Source organism: Flavobacterium laiguense (genome assembly GCF_003097655.1).
GTDB lineage: Bacteria > Bacteroidota > Bacteroidia > Flavobacteriales > Flavobacteriaceae > Flavobacterium > Flavobacterium laiguense.
In genome coordinates this window covers 78625-98573 of record NZ_QCZH01000001.1, presented here as the reverse complement: position 1 = coordinate 98573, position 19949 = coordinate 78625, and the positions used below count along the sequence as shown (strand labels likewise).

Below are 19949 nucleotides of genomic sequence, written 5' to 3'. Positions count from 1 at the left end.
CCAATTGCGCATGTAGAAATGAATAAGGATGCATGTGTCACCTTAAAAAAACTGCTCTTGATTATTTCAAACATAACAAAGTCAAGGAATATCGCGATTGTTTGAAAGGAAGTATTACAAGAAAATAGTTTTGAAAAAATTACATATACATTTAATTAAATCAGAAATTAAGAATGAAGAAAATTGAAGTAGTAGCTGCAATAATATATTTTGAGGATAAAATTTTATGTGTACAAAGACCTAAAAATAAGTTTTCATATATATCTGAGAAGTTTGAATTTCCTGGCGGAAAAATTGAACAAGGCGAAACACAAAAAGAAGCTTTAAAGCGTGAATTATTTGAAGAGTTAAATATTATAACTGACATCAAAACTTTCTTTAGTACAGTTGTTCATCAATATCCTGATTTTGAATTGACAATGCACAGTTTTATTTGTGAAGTAAAAACAAAAGAACTCCATCTTAATGAACATATAGCACAAGAGTGGTTAAATCTAAATGAACTTAATAAACTTGATTGGGCTGCAGCTGATATTCCCATAGTAAATAAATTAGTAATGAATGGATAAATTAATTCAAATTTTCAATTCCAGTTTACAAACTGGTTATATTGATAAAAACATTATATCTGACGTTGCTTATCAACCTGAGCTGCTTGTTAATCAAAAAAATCCACCAAAAAAAGTTCTTTCAACAATACTTCAAGAACTTGAAAATTGTAATCAGTTTTATATCTCTGTGGCATTTGTTACAACAAGTGGAGTTGCTACTATAATCAATAAATTAAAAGAACTAGAAAATCGGGAAATAAAAGGCGAAATTTTAGTTTCACAGTACTTAAATTTTACACAACCTGAAGCGCTTAAAAGATTATTACAATTCAAAAATATAGATTTAAGAATTGCTACAACAGGAAACGCTCATGCAAAAGGATATATATTTAAAAATAATGAACATTACAATCTAATTGTTGGCAGCAGTAATTTAACGGCTCAGGCCTTGTCAACTAATAAAGAATGGAATATTAAAGTCTCTGCAATAGATGAGAGTGGCATTGTTGAAAAAGTAATCAATGAATTTCAATCTGATTTTCAAAAAGCTACACAAGTAACGAAAGAATTTATATTGTATTACGAAGAAATTTATCAAAACCAATTTCTTCTAAACAATAAAAATTCTAGTGAAATTTTTATTGAATCCCAAATAATTATAACACCTAATTCAATGCAAATCGAAGCATTGGAAAACTTAAAAAATTTACGAGAAGATAAAAAGAATAAAGCTTTAATTATTTCTGCTACTGGAACAGGAAAAACCTATTTATCAGCTTTTGATGCAAAAACCTTTAAACCCAAGAAATTATTATTTGTAGTTCATAGATTAACCATTGCAAAAGATTCATTAAAAACTTTCAAAAAAGTTTTTGGAAAAAATAAAACAATGGGATTGTATTCAGGAGAAAAAAGGGACTTAGATTGTGATTTTGTGTTTTCAACAATTCAAACAATTTCAAAGTCCACACACCTAGAAAACTTCTCGAAAGATCATTTTGATTATATAATTATTGATGAAACTCATAGGTCTGGCGCAGATTCATATTTGCGATTGATAGATTATTTTGAGCCTAAGTTCCTTTTAGGAATGACCGCAACTCCTGAAAGAACTGATGGCAATGACATTTTTCAATTATTTGACCACAACATTGCTTATGAAATTAGATTAAACAGAGCAATGGAAGAAGAAATGCTCTGTTCATTTCATTATTATGGAGTAACTGATATACTAATTGATAATAATGAGATTGATAACAAAGCAGATTTTAATTTATTAATCTCAAGCGAAAGAGTTAATAGAATAATTGAACAAGCCATTTTTTATGGAAGTGATAATGGAATAACTAGAGGCTTAGTATTTTGTTCAAGAAAAAAAGAAGCAATTGAACTCTCTACTTTATTTAATTTGAATGGATTTAAAACTGTTGCTCTAACAGGTGATTGTTCTGAAGAAGAAAGAGCAAAAGCGATTGAAAAATTAGAATCGGATAATTTAAATGAAAAGTTAGACTACATTTTTACGGTTGATATTTTTAATGAAGGAATTGATATTCCTAAAATCAATCAAATTATTATGCTTCGACCTACAGAATCAGCAATTATTTTCATTCAGCAACTAGGCAGAGGGTTAAGAAAAGTTGAAGGGAAAAGTTATGTAACTGTTATCGATTTTATTGGTAATTATGAAAATAATTATCTAATTCCTATTGCATTATATGGAGACACAACTTACAATAAGGATTCTTTAAGAAAATTAATTACAGAGGGCAGTAGGATGATTCCTGGTGCTTCAACGATTAATTTTGATGAGATTACCAGAGAAAAAATATTTCAATCCATTGATTCTGCGAACATGCAATTGTTCTCTGATTTGAAGAAAGATTACAATCTTTTGAAATTCAAGCTTGGTAGAATTCCAATGATGATGGATTTTATTGAACATGGTTCAAGAGACCCTTATTTGTATGTGAATTATTCCAATTCGTATTATAATTTCATCGTAAAAGTTGAGAAAGAATTCAACTTAGATTTATCTATACAGCAAATTCAACTTTTAGAACTGTTTTCTAAAGAAATAAATAATTCAAAAAGAGTTGAGGAAAGCTTAATTATCAAATCATTAATAGAATATGGAAAACTTTCCCTAAATGATTTAAAAGATACTATTTCTAAAAAATATCTATACACAATTTCCGACGAAACAATTCAATCCTGTATTTCCAATTTAAATTTTGAATTTATTAGAGAAAAAAAAGGAGGTAAATTGATTTCAGTAAAAGAAATTAATAATTTAGACATTATAAAATTGGAGAATGACAGTTTCGTGTTTTCAAACACTTTTCTTTCAAATTTAAACCAACAATCATTTAAGACATTTCTAGTTGATTCTACGGATTATTCCATTTATGAATTTGATAAACTATTTGAACCTGATAATTGGCAGAAAGGATTTGTACTTTATCGAAAATACTCTCGTAAAGATGTATTTAGAATATTAAATACCGCAGAAAACCCTGTCGCTCAGAACGTAGGAGGTTATTTGGTTAGTCCCGATAATTCTCATTGTCCTATTTTTGTAAATTATCATAAGGCAGAAGATATATCTGAATCTACAAAATATGAGGATAAGTTTGTGAATAATAGAGAATTTGACTGGATGTCAAAATCTAATAGAAAAATTAATAGTAATGACGTTCAATCTATTTTAGGCAAAAATGGAGCTATAAGGCTTCCTCTTTTTATTAAAAAAAATAATGATGAAGGAATGGACTTTTATTATATGGGAGAAGTAAGTCCTGAATTGAATCAGACGGAACAAACGACTATGAGTAATGATAGTGGGAAACAGGTTTCGGTTGTGAAAATTCGTTTCAATTTGGCAACCTCTGTTTCTGCTTCTATGTATAACTATTTTGAAGAAAATGGAGCTTTTAAAGATAATAAGCAGAGAAAGAGTGTTAGTATTATTCAAGAACAAAGCGTTATAAATTTTGAACCAATTTTAAGAAACCCAATCCCTCTTTATGATTTCTATGCAGCTGCAGGAACATTTAGTGAAATTCAATCTGAAAAAGATTTTACTTTAATAGAAGGCCCTGAAAACAGTAACACTAATGGTGATTATTTTGCTTGTAAAATAGTTGGTGAATCAATGAATAGAGTAATTCCTAATGGTTCACTTTGTTTATTTAAACCTTATACCGGTGGCAGTAGAAATGGAAAAATAGTTTTAGTTGAAAACATTGATATTCAAGATCAAGATTTCAATTCTGCTTTTACTATTAAAACGTATTCAAGTGAAAAAGTAGTATCTAAAGAAGGTTGGCAACACACTTCAATTGTTTTAAGACCAAATTCATTTGACACTTCCTACAAAAATATTATCATCAATGAAGAAAATGGTGCGGAAATGAGGGTTGTTGGTGAGTTTATTTCGATAATTTCAGATAATTTTGAAAAATGAAAGAACTAAAATTATTTGCTATTTACAAGAATGGTGAACATAAAGGAAATGAGCGTGGAATTTCAAGGGAAGATGCAATACAAAAATATTTGATTGCCTCGTCTTTTGGAACACTTTTGGATGATTTGGAATTTGTATCTCAATATACAGGTTCTCTTGCAATTGAAAATATACATTTCAATAAGTCTATTTTTGATAAAAATAAGGCACTAGATGTTCGAAAAAGTAATGTGAACTACTGGCCTTTCATAGAAACCTATTATCCAAATTACTATTCTTGCGACCAAATTTTACTAAGCGATATTTTAGCTAGAAAACTAGAAGGCGAAGAAATCTGTGAAGAAGATGAAGAGATGATTAAAGATTGGGATGTAAAAGCCGAATTACTCAAACTCGATCAAGCCATTATGCAAAAAGCGATGGAAAATTATTTTGACATTAAATATGCTTGAACATTCACAATTGATACTTTATAAAAAAAAATCCTCTTAAACAACATCCCAAATAAAGTCCCTAACTTTGCAGTAACAGTTCTTAAATTGTTACGTCATGGATCGTCTAACCCCACAGCAACGTTCCAAAAACATGCGTGCCATTCGCAGCACTAATACCAAAGATGAGGTGCGATTGGCAAAAGCGTTGTGGCATCTTGGCTACCGCTACCGTAAAAACAACAAAACCGTTTTCGGCAAACCTGACCTCACCTTCAAAAAACTCAAAATTGCCATATTCGTAGACAGTGAATTCTTCCACGGCAAGGATTGGGAAACCCAAAAAGACCGTGTCAAAACCAATACTGAGTTTTGGCAAAAGAAAATAGAACGAAACCGCCAACGCGATGTTGAGGTAAACAATTATCTAGAATCTCAAAACTGGAAAGTAATCCGTTTTTGGAGTCATGAAATAGAAAAAAATCTTGAGAATTGTATTGCCATAATCCAACAAGAAATCGCTTTACGACAAAAAGAAAGATAAGAACAAAGCACAGTCTGACTTTGGAAACAAGGCGATTTGGAATGTCTGTATGAAATGATTAGTAATTTTTATCCTATATAATAAAAGTAAATACATCTAAAATTATCATTTGCGATGTTAAAATAGAAGGATTACTTTTACAAAATAAATCATGAATATGAGTAACGAAATTATCATTCCAGACGAAATTATCAGCAGTAAAATTTACTTGATAAGAGAGCAAAAAGTGATGTTAGACAGGGATTTGGCAGAACTTTACGCAGTAGAAACCAAACAGCTCAAAAGGCAAGTTCGTAGAAATATGGAACGATTCCCCGAAGATTTTATGTTTGAACTTAGCCAACAGGAGTTTGAAATCTTGAGGAGCCAATTTGGCACCTCAAATTGGGGTGGTACAAGATATATGCCTATGGCATTTACAGAACAAGGCGTGGCGATGTTATCGACTGTATTAAACAGTCCAACTGCTATAAAAGTTAGTATCCAGATCATCCGTGTATTTACCAAAGTAAGAGAAATGCTTACCGATAGTTTGGGTATGAAATTGGAAATCGAAGAGATTAAAAAGAAACTCACGAATCACAGCAAAAATATAGAATTGGTTTTTAACTATCTCGATGAATTAATGGACAAAAAAGGCAATACAGAGCCAAGAAAAAAAATAGGTTATAAATAGAAAAAAATCTAGAGAATTGTATTGCCATAATACAACAAGAAATTGCTTTACGACAAAAATAACACTATCCTTTTCGTTTTCAGTCTCTTCGATCGATAGTCAAAAAAATGGCTGTATTCTTTCATAATGTTTTGCTAAAAAGGAAATGTTTTAGGGAATAATTTTTAACTTTGAGATATATCAAAAAATCAATACATATGAAAGTACAAATCAACACAGACAAGAATGTAGAAGGTAGCGAAAGACTTGATGCTTATTTTTCAAGTGAAATACAAAGAGTATTATCCCGTTTTGATGATAAAGTTACCCGTATAGAAGTGCATTTTGGAGATGAGAATAGCGCAAAATTCGGATTACACGATAAGCGTTGTCTTATTGAAGCCCGACCGGCCAACATGCAGCCTATAGCGGTAACAGAATATGCCGAAACGATCGAAAAAGCATTTAATGGTGCTTTGGATAAAATTAAAAAAACGTTGTCTACTGCGTTTGAAAAACAAAAAGTATATTAAAAACAACAACGCTAAAGAGCGAAAGCATATATAAAAGAGAGGCTGTCTACATATAGACAGCCTCTCTTGCTTTTTTGCCACTCCCGGTAGATCATTGTCATTAAGTTAAGGATTCGTCAGTTCGAGTTGAGTAATAATTTGCGATAGAAAATTTTTACGAAGTATCGAGAACCTTTACGTTTTGAAAGCTTCTCGATACAATTTTGAACATTAAAGCTATCGCATTAATGTTCAAAATCACTCGAAGTGACGACTGAAACAGTTTAACCTAATGACATTGCCCGATAGATATCGAGATTAAAAGATTTCCACTGATTTTTTCTAATAAATCTAATTCACTTTTTTTAATCTGTGAAAATCTTTTAAATTCTATCTAACTCTTTTATTTACCGCAAAGAGCGCAATGGTTTTCATCGCTTTATATGTATTCCGCAAAGGTCGCAAAGCTTTGCGTTCCTTGCGTTTTTCAAGAAAACAAAAATCTTTGCGATCCTTGCGGTTAAAATTATTTTAGACATCATTAGAATTAGCTCTCATTTGTCAAAGTCCCAAACCCGCTTTCTGCAAATCTGTGACGAAAATTATAGTCACGGATAGTCAAGAGAAACTATTCATCAAACAGCAAAGTGGCCAATTGCTCGTCTCTTTGGTACACATCATCATAAAAATGAATCGTGCCATCTGCATCTACCCAAGCGGTAAAATAACCAATAAACACCGGAATTTTACTTTTTAGAGTATACCAGTTTTCTTTGCCTTTATTCATGGCGGAGTCTATTTTTTCGGGAGTCCAGTTTGGGTCGTCTTTCAGGATTTCATTTGCCAACTCTACAGGTTTCGCTACACGAATACAGCCGTGGCTAAAAGCTCTTTTCTCTCGGTTAAACAATCCCTTAGACGGAGTGTCGTGTAAATAAATAGAGTAGGGGTTGGGAAACAAAAATTTTACTAATCCCAACGAATTTTTGGGACCTGGTTTTTGCCTTATAATGCCGTTTATCCGCTCCATGTTGTGTTCTTCAAGATAATTTTTGTTTTCGGCTATGCCCGGCTTGATTTCTTTTTTGATAATACTAGAGGGTATATTCCAATACGGGCTAAAAACGATATAGCGCATATTGGAGCTAAAAATCACGGTTTTATTCAAGTCTTTCCCCACTACAACATTCGATGTCAAAACGGTTTTTCCATCCTTAAAATAAGTCAGCTCATAGGAAGGAATATTGACCACTATCAATTCTTTGGATGATGCAATGTCGGCCGTTATCCAACGACAACGTTCCATATTGACCATAATGGTTTTGATACGGTCTACAATAGGAACGTTCAGGGATGCAATGGTTTTTTCTGTGATATGATTGTTTTTGAGACTTCCTGTTCGGTTTTTGTATTTCAAAATTCCGGTAATAAGAGAATCGTCATAGATGCTGCTTTCAGAATCTTTGGTTAAATCACCCAGAATAAACAAACGGTGTCTTATTTGGGCAATAGTTTGGGAGGAATCACCAGGCTTAAAAGCAATAAAACTAGAGTCGGTCTCAATAGGATCCCAAGAGTTGTCTTTTGCTAATTTTTTATATTTTTGAAGTACTTCCTTTAAACTGTAATATTGACTAAACACTTCTTTTTCGTTCTTTTCAATCAAAGAAGGATTGGCCATTATAGAGTCTAAATAATTAACGTAGGATAGTTTTTTTCGAGGTAAAAACCAGCCCAATTCGATCGTTTTTTTGGTGTCCAAACCTTTTAAAACTTTATGGACGTATAGGAAATAATAGGACGACATGAATAACTCATCCGTTGCATTCGGTTTTGAAAGGGCTACCGGATTTTGAAAAATAGCTTCCAGTTTTTCTTTGTAGGGAATGGTGGTTTTAACCCCTTCCTCTTCCAGATGGTTGATTTTATTATACAACAAATGTCCCACTTCCAAAATTCCTTTTTTGTCATACCAAATGTATTGGTAGTTGCGTTTAAGGTACAATTGGATTACTTCTTGTTGGTATTCTTGTAATTCAGGATATTTTTTAAAAAACGGACGGACTAAAGTGCTGTCAAAAGAAGGCAAGTTGTTGACTTTAGCTACTTTTATGGATGATTCAGAACGGTTAGGGCTTTTTTTTTCACAGGAAACGAAGAAAAAAGAAAAACCAAAGCCAATTATAGAGAGGGATAACAGTAACTTTTTCATGTCAAGGTAATATTTGTTTTATGGAATCCCGATTGTAGTTTTTTATTAGATATTGCATAAAATTACAAAAATAAAAGCACTATTAAAATCAATATGAATGCTTTATATACAAAAAAAAGTTGCCTTAAAGAATGTACTTTAAGGCAACTTTTTTAGTAGTAAGAAATGTTGAATGCTTTCTTAAAATTGGAAAGCAGCACCTACTTGAAAAACTTGATTTTTACCATCAACATTGTCGAAAGTGTCATTCAAACTAGAGATGTATCTTCCGTTTATAGATAGTCCTAGTGGTAAATTAAGAGACATTCCAAATGCCCATGAAGTCACAACACTATTGGTGTCTAAATTTTTAAGAGCGACAAAATTGTCAAGATTATCAGAAATTGGGAAACCAAATTGAGGACCTGTTTCAAAACTCAATAATTTAACAGCATATACTTTGGCTAAAATTGGCACAGTAATGTAATCTATTTTCACATCTGTTGTTGGAGTTGAAAATCCTTCTTGTGAGTATTGTATTTCAGGTTGTATGAAAAGCAAACTTTTTACTAAAGGGATTTCTTTGTAGACACCAACATAAAGTCCAGTTTTGGCGTCAGTGTTCAAACCATTTACGCTAATATCTGAAATATTGGCTCCCGCTCTAACTCCGAATGCTTGTGCCGAAACTGCATTAGATGCCAATATTATAAAAGCACTTAACAATAAAATTTTTAATGATCGCATAGTTTTTGTTTTTAGATTAACAACCCATTTGTAGGGTTTATTGAGCCCAAAAGTACTATAAATTTTAATATTCTTTTGTGAATTTAGAATAAAACACCATTAAAAAAGGCATCTGGATAGGGATAAAACCACCATTTTAGTTTTAAAAACAGGAATACTATATTGTTAAGATTTTTCAGGTATAACGAATGAAATTGGATTTAATTATGCTAACTTTGGTTTAAGGGTGAGTTGCGCTTTTTTAAAACAATTGCCTGACTTGATGTGGTATAAGGAGATGTTTTTTACCCATTGTATTTTTTAGGAGCCAAAAAAATTAACAGACATGAATCAAATTGTAGAAAAAGGGACAGCGTTTGTAAAAACGGATCGATTTAGAAAAATCTTAAAACGAATCGGGTTTTTTATTATTGGCTTTTTGGGATTAATCCTTATTTTCTTTATTGGCTTGAGGGTTTATTTCAACCAAAATAAAGCGGCTATAATGACCGAAATCAATCAGAAAATCAATGATAACATTTCAGGTCATGCCAGTATTGGCGATGTGGGATATAAGTTCTTGATTGGTTTTCCCAATTTTACGGTGGTACTGAATAAAGTAGAACTTCAAGATAGCTTGTATGCCGTTCATAAAAGAAGTGTGCTTAAAGCAGAAGAAATTGAAGTGCGCTTGAATGTATTGAGTTTATTGAATAAAAAAGTAGATATCGAAAAGGTGGTGTTGATTGATACTAAAATTGATTTGTTTAAGGATAAAAATGGAGTTTCCAATTCCAATATTTTTAAACCCAAACCCAAAACAAACCAACCGAAAAGCAAAACAGAGACCGAAATCGATGAGGTAGACTTTAAGAATGTGGTCTTTATTTCCCAAAATCTACAAAGAAATAAATTATTTCATTTTGAAGTGGCTTCTTTAAAAAGCAAAATCGATTACACGGATGACGGCTGGGAAACCGATCTTTTTTTGGATGTTTTTGCCAAAAGCATGGCTTTCAATACCATCAAGGGGAGTTTTATAAAAGACAAAAGACTAAAAGGAAAATTGGCTATTCAATTTTCGAAGAAAAAAAATAGAATTGACGTGCTTACCGAAGGACTTGGGATTGGAGACGATGATTTTGATATCAAAGCGAGTTTTGGTCTAGAAAAAGAGCACCCAATAATGAACATCAACATAAAAACCAAAATTTTATGGTTGAACGCCGCTCATTTGTTAGACCCGCATTTGTTTAAAATTCTAAATCATTTTGACATTACTAAACCACTCGATGCTCAATGTAGTATTATAGGGGACATGAATGCCGAGGGAGATCCCGAAATTATTGTTGATGCCCAAATAAAAGACAATGTTTTGGTTACTCAGGATGGCACAGTTACCGACTGTAATTTTTCGGGTAGATATATCAATAATTTTAAAAACGGGTTGGGGTACAATGACATCAACTCTGCGGTTATCATTAAAAACTTTAAAGGGAATTATGAGGGAATTCCAATTTCTATTCCAGCAGCTGCCATCAATAATTTGGAAAAACCTATAGCGACAGGGAATATTCATTCTGAATTTGAAGTAAAAAAATTAGGAAATGTTTTTGGAGAGGATGTCTTTAAATTTAATGGAGGAACTGCCAATGTCGATTTGAAATTTAATGTGGATATTGTGGCTTTGCGGATTTCTAAACCTCGTTTTACAGGTAAAGTGAATATAGAAAAAGCCAATATGCTTTACAAACCCAAAAACCTTACTTTTCAAACGAACATTCTTCTTGATTTTACCGATAAAGCTTTATTCATTAGAAATATTAAGTACCAAAGAGACAAAAACATTGCCTTTTTGGATGGACGAATAGACAATTTTCTTAATCTCTATTACGATGATCCAGAAAATATGGTGGCTGTGCTCAACCTCAAAAGCCCATTTATGGATGTCAAACAATTGATGGCTACTTTGGCTTCTAGTGAGAAAAAGACAGAAGCTAAAAAAGCGACTACCAAGGCAGATACTAGAAAAAGAATAGCTCTTGTTCAAAAATGCCAAGTGGTTTTGAATTTGGATTTAGACAAAATGGTGTATTCTAATTTGACTGCCAAAAATGCTAAAATTATTATTGTGGCCAAGAATAGACAGTTTTTTATCAAGCAAGGGTCAATCGAAACCTGCGGTGGAAAAATTACGTTTGCTTCCCAATTGATTCCACAAGGCGAATTATTTAATGTAAAAGCTAATGTGAATATTGCGACGGTTGATATTCCTCAGTTTTTAACTTCGTTCAAGAATTTTGGAATTACATCATTTCAACCCAAAAATATAAACGGGAATCTTTCGGCAACGGCAGACTTATCAGCAAAAATGACAGTAAACGGTGATTTGGTAGATGAATCTGTGAAAGGAAATTTGCAATATGACATAAAAAAAGGGTCGCTAACGGATTTTAAACCCATTATGAAAGTAGGGAAGTTTGCTTTTCCTAATAGAGAAGTAAAACATATCGTATTTAATGATTTGTCTGGGCGATTAAACATGAATGGTAGTAAAGTGAATGTTGATTACTTTAAAGTGAGCTCGAATGTTTTGAATTTTGATGTAGAAGGTATTTATTCCTTTAAGAAAGGAACTAATTTAGGCTTGACGATTCCGCTTAGAAATCCTAAAGATGATGCTGGAATTAAAGATAAAACCAAAAGAGATGCTTTGCGTTACAAAGGAATAGTGCTACATTTGGTGGTTGTGGATGGTAAAGATGGAGAAATGAAAATAAAAATGGGAAGTCTTCCAGATAAAAATAGAGTAACGTTTAAGTGATCGGTGAATAGCCAAATGATTAGATTTGCTTAGAAATTCAGGATTAGAATTATAACCAAAAACAATGAAAAACAAATACACATGAAAACATTATTTTTAAGTTTAGCCCTATTGGCATTAGTTAGTTTTGATTCTTTGCAGTATAAGGAGTCGGAAGAAAAAGAAAAGGTTAACACAACACTTGATGCATGGCACAAAGCCGCTGCCGAAGCCAATTATAATGCCTATTTTGGGATGATGACTGATGATGCTATTTTTATCGGAACGGATCCAACGGAGAATTGGAATTTAAAAGCCTTTCAAGTTTTTGCAAAACCGTATTTTGATAAAGGAAAAGCTTGGAATTTTAAAGCCATGGAACGCCATATTTATTTTGATAAATCTGGAAAATTAGCTTGGTTTGATGAATTATTAAATACCCAAATGAAAATCTGCAGGGGTTCAGGGGTACTTGTCAAAATAGGTGCAGCATGGAAAATAAAACACTATGTTTTGTCTATGACCATCCCAAATGACAATACCGATGAAGTGATCAAAATCATCGCACCTATTGAAGATGCACTGATTCAAAAAGCACAATCCAAATGATAATTTTTGATTTTTTCGTTTTTAACAAAGCCTAAAGCTTTCGGTCTTATATAATTCCTTAATTTTGCCGAAATTGTAATTATATCGTGGGAAGTAAAAATAAATTAAAGAGGTTCAAAGAAAACGAAACATTCACTAATGTTTTTCAGCCAACAAGAGAAGAAGTAGTAGGCGATTTATTTCCGCTTAGAGGTAAATGGAATTCAGATTTTTTTAAAAACGAGAATCCATTGGTGTTGGAATTAGGTTGTGGTAAAGGTGAATATTCTGTTGGCTTGGCCGAGAGATATCCCAATAAAAACTTTGTGGGAATCGATATCAAAGGAGCTCGTTTCTGGCGTGGTGCAAAAACTGCCGTAGAGACAGGGTTGCATAACGTGGCTTTTATTCGAACTCAAATCGAATTAATCAATCACATTTTTGCCGAAAATGAAGTCGATGAAATTTGGATTACTTTTCCAGACCCTCAAATTAAATACAAAAGAACCAAACACAGAATGACCAATTCTGAGTTTCTGCAATTGTATAAAAAAATCTTGAAAAAAGACGGGGTTGTCAATCTTAAAACCGACAGCGAGTTCATGCACGGATATACATTAGGATTGTTGCATGGTGAAGGTCATGAGGTGTTATATGCGAACCATAATGTGTATGTAAACGAAGGAAGTCCTGAAGAAGTTACTGCCTTTCAGACATTTTATGAAAAACAATATTTGGAAATTAACAAAGCAATTACGTATATTCGTTTTAAAATAAAATAGTATTTAGATTACAGTATTCCTTTTTTGTTTGCCAAAGCAAATTATTGTAGAGAATAAACTGAAAACTAAGACTGATCCCGATAGTTTATCGGGAGAGACTAAAAACAAAAAATGGCTATAGTATTTCCCTTTTTTTTTGGATTCATTGCCGCTGCAGTTGGTATTACGCCGCCTGGATTGATTAATATGACGGCGGCAAAAGTAAGCTTGAAAGATGGCAGAAACGAAGCGATTTCTTTTGCCATTGGCGCTACCATAATTGTATTTTTTCAAACTTTTTTGGCCTTACTGTTCGCTAATTTTATTGATAGCAGACCCGATATTATAAATAAGCTGCAAGAATTTGGACTTTTTATTTTTATTGCATTGACCATTTATTTTTTTTGGAAAGCAAAAAGACCCAAAAGCGCAAAATCCGAAACGAAAACCCGTAGTAAAACCAATCGATTTTTTCTGGGGATGTTGCTTTCCGTTTTGAATTTATTCCCGATTCCATATTATGTTTTCATAAGTATTACTTTATCATCCTATGGATATTTTTTCTTCGATAAAGGATTTATTTTATCTTTTGTTTCGGGTGTAGTTATCGGATCTTTTTTGGTTTTCTATCTTTATATCTTGTTTTTCAAAAAAAGAGAGTCTAAATCTTCTTTTTTAATGAATAATGGAAATTACATTATAGGAACCATTACCGGATTAGTTTCCTTATTTACACTATTCAAATTGATTACCGTTTATTTAGGATAAAAAATGGAAACTACCAGCGACAATTTTTTCGAAAGGGTTTATGCAGTAGCAAGACGTATCCCATACGGGAAAGTCACTTCTTATGGCGCCATTGCAAAAATTCTGGGATCTGCACGTTCAGCCAGAATGGTGGGTTGGGCCATGAATGCAGCCCATAGTCTAGAGGATGTTCCAGCACATCGGGTGGTTAATAGAAAAGGGTTGCTTACTGGGAAACACCATTTTGACGGAACCAATCTCATGCAACAATTACTGGAAAACGAGGGGATAGTGGTGATTGACAATCAGATTATGGATTTCGAGTCTGTTTTTTGGGAGCCCGAAATGGTAGGGTGAATCACTATTGAGCAGGTTTGTTCTTTGGTTTTTAATAGTGTGCATAACCTTTAAAAATGCAGTTTCTACTATAGTTTTTATTATTGATTACTATCAATAAATCCAATCCAAATCCTTTAAAATTAGAACTTAATCCGCTATCTTTGCAATCTAAAATGAGTTTAAATAAAGATAATTTTTTAAAGTCGAAACTTGATTTAAAATTATAATTGAAATCGCCATGAAGAATTTTTCTTCCTATAAAGATGAAAAAGCGGTTTCTGACAACCAAATTTTAAATACTTTTTCGGAAGAATGGTATCGCTGTAAATAAAAACAAATAGTAACTACGCATGAAATTAGATAGAAAAGATGTTCTTAAAGCATTAGAGACAATAACTGTTGCTGGTGAAGGAAAAAATATGGTAGAAAGTGGAGCCATAGCAAACGTAGTCACTTTTGGAGATGAAGTTGTTGTGGACTTGGTATTGCATACACCAGCGATGCACATCAAAAAAAGAGCTGAGGACGATATCAGAAAAACGATATTGGAATTAGTTTCTCCAGATGCCAAAATTAAAGTAAATATAAAAGTAGAAGCAGCTGAAAATCCTAATCAGATTAAAGGGAAAGCCATTCCTGGAATAAAAAATATTATCGCTGTAGCTTCCGGAAAAGGAGGAGTTGGGAAATCAACAGTGACGGCAAACTTAGCGGTAACATTGGCTAAAATGGGATTTTCTGTTGGTGTTTTGGATGCCGATATTTATGGGCCATCGATGCCAATCATGTTTGATGTAGAAAATGAGAAACCGATTTCTGTTGAGGTAAATGGAAAATCAAAAATGAAACCGGTTGAAAGTTATGAAGTTAAAATGCTTTCTATAGGGTTTTTTACTTCTCCAAGCCAAGCTGTAATCTGGAGAGGGCCAATGGCATCTAAAGCCTTGAACCAAATGATTTTTGATGCAGATTGGGGAGAATTAGACTTTATGCTAATTGATTTACCTCCAGGGACAGGAGATATCCATCTTTCGATTATGCAATCGTTGCCTGTAACGGGTGCCGTTGTGGTAAGTACTCCACAGGCTGTTGCTCTTGCCGATGCCAAAAAAGGAGTTTCTATGTTTTTATCGGAAGCGATAAATGTGCCGGTTTTGGGAATCATCGAAAATATGGCTTATTTCACACCTGAAGAATTGCCAAACAATAAATATTATATCTTTGGAAAAGAGGGTGCAAGAGACTTGGCTCAAGATCTTGGAGTTTCGTTTTTAGGAGAAGTTCCAATTGTGCAGTCTATTCGTGAGGCTGGAGATTACGGTCGTCCGGCAGCATTGCAAACAGGATCTGTAATTGAAAGTGTTTTTGAAGAAATTACACGTAATGTAGTAAGCGAAGTAGTGAAGAGAAACGAAAACCTAGCGCCGACTGAAGCTATTAAAATTACAACAATGGCTGGATGTTCAGCTGTAAAGAAATAAAACTCTAAACTTCCATAGAAGAATATAAAAAATCATGAAAACAGAAGAATTAACAAACAATGTTTTAAAAGCGCTAGACGAAATCAGGCCTTTTTTGAATTCAGATGGAGGAGATATTACGCTTATTTCAATTGATGAAGGAAAACACGTAAAAGTCCGTCTTGAAGGAGCCTGTACTAGTTGTAGCGTAAACCAGATGACTTTAAGAGCTGGAGTGGAAACGACTATCAAGAAGTATGCGCCTCAAATAGAAACGGTTGTTAATGTTTTGTAAAAGCATTGGAAAAGAGTCTGTTGTTTGTTTATGACAGTCTCTTTTTTAGATAAGGAGTGCTATAACAGAAAATTTTAATAAAATAAATACTGTTATAAAAGAATAATAGTCAGTTTACCACTTGTTAAAGCTTTTGTTCGTACTTGTTAAATCTCAATAAAAATAGATTTTTTAAATGATTATCATTAGTGAATTACCAATAAAACAGCGGTTTTTTCTATTATAAGTAAAAAATCATGCTAATAATTCAAGTTTTTTTTCTTTGAAAATTCAAATAAAAATTTACATTTGCAACACTAACTTACAAACTTAAATTATGAAAAAACAGTACTTATTAATTATTTTACTTCTATGCTTTTATATAAATTATGGGCAAGAACCGATGCAAGATTCATTTGTATCCAAAACTTTAACTATTGTTGATGAAGAATGGAGTGAGGTAAACTATGGTTCTATGGTTAATGTTTCGTCCAATAGAAAAGGACAATTAAAGATAGCCAATGCTGAGTTTTTGACTGAACTTAGTGGAGGTAAAGCCTCAATGTTAGAGGGAAGTGCGTACAATTCAGCCGAATTTACCTCACAGACTCTGACTAAAGAAAAAACAGAAAAAAATGGTTTAGTAAATTTAACCTTTGAAGGGAAGTTGATATTTAAAACCCATGATGGAGTTTATGCCCCCACTTTAAAAATTACTTTTATAGTGAATCAAGCAGATATTATTGGCTTAAAAATTACTAATCTCGAAAATAGAAAAGAATACATATTAAATCTTGAAATAAAGGACTAAAATTGGGGTATAAACGGCTTCGATTAAAAAAAAACAAATTACACGAATGGATGTTTTAATAAAGATCAAAGATAGAGAAGGAGTTGTTCATGAATTGCAGGCTCCAACGGACATGGCAATGAATATAATGGAATTATGTAAAGCCTACGAGCTTCCTGTTGAGGGTACTTGTGGAGGTATGGCCATGTGCGCTTCTTGTCAATGCTATGTTCTAAATGATGTCGCTTTGCCTGAAATGGGAGATGATGAAGAAGCGATGCTTTCAGAAGCTTTTTATGTAAAATCAAATAGCCGTTTGGGATGCCAAATTCCAATTACCGAAAGTCTAGAAGGCTTAGAATTAGAATTAGCACCAGAGAATTAAAAAATATAAACCTGATTCTTATCTCATAGGAATCAGGTTTTTTGTTTTTATTGTAAAGCTAGATGTTGTTCCTGAATGTGTTCTTCAATGGCATCCCATAAGCCTATTCTTTTTTCTAAAGCTAAAATCGAAATTTCTTCAACTTCTGACCATTTTTTCGGATCCTCTCCGCAAAGCTCAGTAATCATTTTCATCGCCATTGGACTATGTTCGTCAGCATCCAATTCGATATGTCTTTCAAAATAGTAAATTAATTTACTTAAATCATTATCAGGGAAATTGGCTTGAAAATTTCTCAGTATTTCGGTAAACATACCCGGAATTAAATCTTCTCTGCCAAAGGTAAAGGCAGCCGCTATTTCATGTGACTTTCCTTCCTCAATTACCCTAAAAGTAAAATCAAGAAATGCTTTAATGTTGGGATGTAGATCACTTTTTTTAATCGCAACAAATATATTATGAAGCGAATGAATCTCTTCTAAAAAATCTTCTATTCCTGTCGTTTTGGCTCCGCAATCTTGCATGGCCTCGACATACATTTCAAAATGACTCAGACGACGACCGTCAATACTTAAATCACTTTCCTCTGCAAGCACAATTTCATTGATTAAATATCTGGTTTCTGGATTAGCTGTTGCAAACCATGGAGTTGTGGTGCAAGTCAATTTGGTTTGTAAGGCTTTTAATAATGACATAAAATCCCATACCGCATATACATGATTTTCCAAGAATCGACGTAAATCTTCTAGTGTATTTACTTTTTGGTATAAAGGATGATTTAATAATTGTTGTTTTTGGGTTTGAATGCTTGTGTTTATCGTTGCAATATTCATTGGGGCTCTTTTTTTGTGTAAAAATAAAAAAGCTTCTCGTTACCAAGAAGCTTTTACTGTCAATTTTATAAATATTTTAATAGTTGTTGTATTATTTGAAAGCCGGAATTCCGGTAACATCCATTCCTGTGATAAGCAAGTGGATATCATGAGTTCCTTCATAGGTAATTACCGATTCTAAATTCATCATGTGACGCATGATAGAATATTCTCCAGTGATTCCCATTCCGCCTAACATTTGTCTAGCTTCACGAGCAATATGGATAGCCATATCTACATTGTTTCTTTTGGCCATAGAGATTTGCGCAGTTGTTGCTCTTCCTTCATTTCTTAAAACCCCAAGTCTCCAGGTTAATAACTGTGCTTTGGTGATTTCAGTAATCATTTCGGCTAGTTTTTTTTGTTGCAATTGAGTACCAGCAATAGGTTTGTCAAACTGAATTCTTTCTTTAGCATAACGCAAAGCGGTGTCGTAACAGTCCATTGCAGCACCAATGGCACCCCAAGCGATTCCATAACGAGCCGAATCCAAGCATCCTAGTGGCGCTCCCAATCCTGATTTGTTCGGTAGTAAGTTTTCTTTGGGTACTTTTACATTATCAAAGATCAATTCTCCAGTAGATGAGGCACGAAGTGACCATTTGTTGTGCGTTTCTGGAGTGCTAAAGCCTTCCATATCGCGCTCTACTATTAAACCGTGTATTCTTCCTTCTTCATTTTTTGCCCAAACAATGGCAATATCTGCAAAAGGAGCATTTGAAATCCACATTTTGGCACCATTCAAAAGATAATGGTCTCCCATATCTTTAAAGTTGGTAATCATACTTCCTGGATCTGAACCATAGTTTGGTTCTGTCAACCCAAAACAACCGATAAATTCACCAGTGGCTAGTTTTGGTAGATATTTCATTCTTTGTTCTTCGTTTCCGTATTTCCAAATAGGATACATTACCAAAGAAGATTGTACAGAAGAAGTGGATCGAACTCCAGAATCACCACGCTCAATTTCTTGCATGATTAATCCATAAGAGATTTGGTCTAATCCAGCTCCACCATATTCCACAGGAATATAGGGACCAAAACCACCTATTTCACCCAAACCTTTTACAATTTGTTTTGGGAATTCAGCTTTTTGAGCATATTCTTCTATGATAGGAGAAACTTCGCGTTTTACCCAAGCACGGGCAGAATCACGAACTAGTTTGTGTTCTTCACTTAATAAATCATCTAGATTGTAATAATCTGGGGCTTGAAATAAATCGGGTCTCATAGTTTCTGGTTTTTAATGCAACAAATTTACATAAAGAAATATAACAAAAGCAATGTAAATTGTTATATTTCTTTAAATATACTCAAATGTAGTATTTTTTCTCCTTTTCGGCTAATAATTTTTCTTTCAACTGAAGATTTTCCTTCTTCAAAGAATCGATTTCAATTTTTAAAATATTAATATACTCTTGTTGATTGTCCACCATTTCTTTAGGGATGCTATAATAGTGATTAGAACTTATTTCGGGAATAGTATTTTTAGAATTGTCAATTGACACACGTTCAGCTTCAAAAATAGTCTCAAAAGGAACGGATAAAATACTAGCTAATTTTTTCCATTCCTGATTGCTAATTTTGGTTTTTCCATTTTCTCTGCGTCTATACGAATATTCTTCTATGCATAGCGAATCTGCTATTTCTTTACAGCTTAATCCTAGATTTTTTCGAATTTTAATCAATCTTGATTTTTCCATAAACATTGATGTTTCATCACAAATGTAAGGATATTTTTTACATATGTTTAAAAAATGTACGAAAAATGTTTGCTTTGTGTAGACATATGTTTTGTTTATAAATATATATTTGAAAACTAATATTTTTTTTATCGTAATAAGTTCTATAAAA

20 protein-coding genes are annotated in these 19949 nt (G+C 33.0%); 15 read left to right on the top strand and 5 right to left on the bottom strand.

The features are described from left to right. The first annotated feature begins 173 nt into the window (after nucleotides 1–173). The 6 genes from DB891_RS00470 to DB891_RS00445 all read left to right on the top strand — a co-directional run bounded on the left by DB891_RS00470 (nucleotide 174) and on the right by DB891_RS00445 (nucleotide 6180). Complete coding sequence (locus DB891_RS00470) at nucleotides 174–569, top strand: (deoxy)nucleoside triphosphate pyrophosphohydrolase (RefSeq protein ID WP_116759509.1); 396 nt, start codon at nucleotides 174–176, stop codon at nucleotides 567–569. Continuing rightward, nucleotides 562–4017 carry a DUF3427 domain-containing protein gene (locus DB891_RS00465; RefSeq protein WP_116759507.1) on the top strand — a complete coding sequence of 1152 codons (3456 nt, stop codon included), beginning with the start codon at nucleotides 562–564 and terminating at the stop codon, nucleotides 4015–4017. Before DB891_RS00470 ends, DB891_RS00465 begins: the two co-directional genes overlap by 8 nt. Beyond that, entirely contained in the window at nucleotides 4014–4469 is a 456-nt protein-coding gene (locus DB891_RS00460) for a hypothetical protein (RefSeq protein ID WP_116759505.1), read from the top strand. Before DB891_RS00465 ends, DB891_RS00460 begins: the two co-directional genes overlap by 4 nt. A gap of 97 nt (nucleotides 4470–4566) precedes the next feature. Next, complete coding sequence (locus DB891_RS00455; RefSeq protein WP_116759503.1) at nucleotides 4567–4992, top strand: very short patch repair endonuclease; 426 nt, start codon at nucleotides 4567–4569, stop codon at nucleotides 4990–4992. A 157-nt stretch (nucleotides 4993–5149) separates the two neighbouring features. Beyond that, entirely contained in the window at nucleotides 5150–5668 is a 519-nt protein-coding gene (locus DB891_RS00450) for an ORF6N domain-containing protein (protein WP_116759501.1), read from the top strand. A 197-nt stretch (nucleotides 5669–5865) separates the two neighbouring features. Next, nucleotides 5866–6180: an HPF/RaiA family ribosome-associated protein gene (locus DB891_RS00445; RefSeq protein WP_116759499.1), complete on the top strand. Its 315-nt coding sequence runs from the start codon at nucleotides 5866–5868 to the stop codon at nucleotides 6178–6180. A 607-nt stretch (nucleotides 6181–6787) separates the two neighbouring features. On the opposite strand, the gene DB891_RS00440 is transcribed toward DB891_RS00445, so the two are convergent. Both DB891_RS00440 and DB891_RS00435 read right to left on the bottom strand, forming a co-directional pair. Then, on the bottom strand, nucleotides 6788–8371 hold the full coding sequence (locus DB891_RS00440) for a L,D-transpeptidase family protein (protein ID WP_116759497.1): 1584 nt from the start codon (nucleotides 8369–8371) through the stop codon (nucleotides 6788–6790). 180 nt (nucleotides 8372–8551) lie between these two features. Then, nucleotides 8552–9097: a porin family protein gene (locus tag DB891_RS00435; protein ID WP_116759495.1), complete on the bottom strand. Its 546-nt coding sequence runs from the start codon at nucleotides 9095–9097 to the stop codon at nucleotides 8552–8554. Nucleotides 9098–9422: 325 nt separating this feature from the next. On the opposite strand from DB891_RS00435, the gene DB891_RS00430 reads away from it, so the two are divergent. The 9 genes from DB891_RS00430 to DB891_RS00385 all read left to right on the top strand — a co-directional run bounded on the left by DB891_RS00430 (nucleotide 9423) and on the right by DB891_RS00385 (nucleotide 17223). Beyond that, nucleotides 9423–11900 (top strand): AsmA family protein, encoded by a 2478-nt coding sequence (locus DB891_RS00430; protein ID WP_116759493.1) that lies wholly within the window; start codon nucleotides 9423–9425, stop codon nucleotides 11898–11900. An 81-nt stretch (nucleotides 11901–11981) separates the two neighbouring features. After that, complete coding sequence (locus DB891_RS00425; RefSeq protein WP_116759491.1) at nucleotides 11982–12488, top strand: nuclear transport factor 2 family protein; 507 nt, start codon at nucleotides 11982–11984, stop codon at nucleotides 12486–12488. An 86-nt stretch (nucleotides 12489–12574) separates the two neighbouring features. Then, the gene (gene trmB, locus DB891_RS00420) at nucleotides 12575–13249 is read left to right on the top strand and encodes a tRNA (guanosine(46)-N7)-methyltransferase TrmB (RefSeq protein ID WP_116759489.1); all 675 of its coding nucleotides are present in this window, start codon (nucleotides 12575–12577) and stop codon (nucleotides 13247–13249) included. A gap of 111 nt (nucleotides 13250–13360) precedes the next feature. Beyond that, on the top strand, nucleotides 13361–13996 hold the full coding sequence (locus DB891_RS00415; RefSeq protein ID WP_116759487.1) for a LysE family transporter: 636 nt from the start codon (nucleotides 13361–13363) through the stop codon (nucleotides 13994–13996). Between the two features lie 3 nt (nucleotides 13997–13999). Beyond that, nucleotides 14000–14332 carry an MGMT family protein gene (locus DB891_RS00410; protein WP_116759485.1) on the top strand — a complete coding sequence of 111 codons (333 nt, stop codon included), beginning with the start codon at nucleotides 14000–14002 and terminating at the stop codon, nucleotides 14330–14332. Nucleotides 14333–14664: 332 nt separating this feature from the next. After that, the gene (locus DB891_RS00400; protein ID WP_116759481.1) at nucleotides 14665–15795 is read left to right on the top strand and encodes an Mrp/NBP35 family ATP-binding protein; all 1131 of its coding nucleotides are present in this window, start codon (nucleotides 14665–14667) and stop codon (nucleotides 15793–15795) included. Between the two features lie 34 nt (nucleotides 15796–15829). Continuing rightward, nucleotides 15830–16069 (top strand): NifU family protein, encoded by a 240-nt coding sequence (locus DB891_RS00395; RefSeq protein WP_116759479.1) that lies wholly within the window; start codon nucleotides 15830–15832, stop codon nucleotides 16067–16069. Between the two features lie 316 nt (nucleotides 16070–16385). Beyond that, nucleotides 16386–16859, top strand: coding sequence for a hypothetical protein (locus tag DB891_RS00390; protein ID WP_116759477.1), 474 nt, complete (start codon nucleotides 16386–16388; stop codon nucleotides 16857–16859). A gap of 46 nt (nucleotides 16860–16905) precedes the next feature. Beyond that, nucleotides 16906–17223: a 2Fe-2S iron-sulfur cluster-binding family protein gene (locus tag DB891_RS00385; protein WP_035668621.1), complete on the top strand. Its 318-nt coding sequence runs from the start codon at nucleotides 16906–16908 to the stop codon at nucleotides 17221–17223. Between the two features lie 47 nt (nucleotides 17224–17270). Here the strand turns inward: DB891_RS00385 and DB891_RS00380 are convergent, their stop codons facing one another. The 3 genes from DB891_RS00380 to DB891_RS00370 form a co-directional block, all read right to left on the bottom strand. Then, complete coding sequence (locus tag DB891_RS00380; RefSeq protein WP_116759475.1) at nucleotides 17271–18056, bottom strand: DUF3050 domain-containing protein; 786 nt, start codon at nucleotides 18054–18056, stop codon at nucleotides 17271–17273. Between the two features lie 91 nt (nucleotides 18057–18147). Beyond that, a complete protein-coding gene (locus DB891_RS00375; protein ID WP_116759473.1) occupies nucleotides 18148–19326 on the bottom strand; it encodes an acyl-CoA dehydrogenase family protein in 1179 nt (392 codons plus the stop codon). Between the two features lie 82 nt (nucleotides 19327–19408). Further along, nucleotides 19409–19798, bottom strand: coding sequence for a helix-turn-helix domain-containing protein (locus DB891_RS00370; protein ID WP_189337073.1), 390 nt, complete (start codon nucleotides 19796–19798; stop codon nucleotides 19409–19411). Nucleotides 19799–19949: the final 151 nt, after the last annotated feature.

What these genes read in the sequence shown, in the direction of transcription:
- DB891_RS00470 (WP_116759509.1), top strand. Translation starts at nt 174, where the DNA reads ATGAAGAAAATTGAAGTAGTAGCTGCAATAATATATTTTGAGGATAAA.
- DB891_RS00465 (WP_116759507.1), top strand. Translation starts at nt 562, where the DNA reads ATGGATAAATTAATTCAAATTTTCAATTCCAGTTTACAAACTGGTTAT.
- DB891_RS00460 (WP_116759505.1), top strand. Translation starts at nt 4,014, where the DNA reads ATGAAAGAACTAAAATTATTTGCTATTTACAAGAATGGTGAACATAAA.
- DB891_RS00455 (WP_116759503.1), top strand. Translation starts at nt 4,567, where the DNA reads ATGGATCGTCTAACCCCACAGCAACGTTCCAAAAACATGCGTGCCATT.
- DB891_RS00450 (WP_116759501.1), top strand. Translation starts at nt 5,150, where the DNA reads ATGAGTAACGAAATTATCATTCCAGACGAAATTATCAGCAGTAAAATT.
- DB891_RS00445 (WP_116759499.1), top strand. Translation starts at nt 5,866, where the DNA reads ATGAAAGTACAAATCAACACAGACAAGAATGTAGAAGGTAGCGAAAGA.
- DB891_RS00440 (WP_116759497.1), bottom strand. Translation starts at nt 8,371, where the DNA reads ATGAAAAAGTTACTGTTATCCCTCTCTATAATTGGCTTTGGTTTTTCT.
- DB891_RS00435 (WP_116759495.1), bottom strand. Translation starts at nt 9,097, where the DNA reads ATGCGATCATTAAAAATTTTATTGTTAAGTGCTTTTATAATATTGGCA.
- DB891_RS00430 (WP_116759493.1), top strand. Translation starts at nt 9,423, where the DNA reads ATGAATCAAATTGTAGAAAAAGGGACAGCGTTTGTAAAAACGGATCGA.
- DB891_RS00425 (WP_116759491.1), top strand. Translation starts at nt 11,982, where the DNA reads ATGAAAACATTATTTTTAAGTTTAGCCCTATTGGCATTAGTTAGTTTT.
- DB891_RS00415 (WP_116759487.1), top strand. Translation starts at nt 13,361, where the DNA reads ATGGCTATAGTATTTCCCTTTTTTTTTGGATTCATTGCCGCTGCAGTT.
- DB891_RS00410 (WP_116759485.1), top strand. Translation starts at nt 14,000, where the DNA reads ATGGAAACTACCAGCGACAATTTTTTCGAAAGGGTTTATGCAGTAGCA.
- DB891_RS00400 (WP_116759481.1), top strand. Translation starts at nt 14,665, where the DNA reads ATGAAATTAGATAGAAAAGATGTTCTTAAAGCATTAGAGACAATAACT.
- DB891_RS00395 (WP_116759479.1), top strand. Translation starts at nt 15,830, where the DNA reads ATGAAAACAGAAGAATTAACAAACAATGTTTTAAAAGCGCTAGACGAA.
- DB891_RS00390 (WP_116759477.1), top strand. Translation starts at nt 16,386, where the DNA reads ATGAAAAAACAGTACTTATTAATTATTTTACTTCTATGCTTTTATATA.
- DB891_RS00385 (WP_035668621.1), top strand. Translation starts at nt 16,906, where the DNA reads ATGGATGTTTTAATAAAGATCAAAGATAGAGAAGGAGTTGTTCATGAA.
- DB891_RS00380 (WP_116759475.1), bottom strand. Translation starts at nt 18,056, where the DNA reads ATGAATATTGCAACGATAAACACAAGCATTCAAACCCAAAAACAACAA.
- DB891_RS00375 (WP_116759473.1), bottom strand. Translation starts at nt 19,326, where the DNA reads ATGAGACCCGATTTATTTCAAGCCCCAGATTATTACAATCTAGATGAT.
- DB891_RS00370 (WP_189337073.1), bottom strand. Translation starts at nt 19,798, where the DNA reads ATGGAAAAATCAAGATTGATTAAAATTCGAAAAAATCTAGGATTAAGC.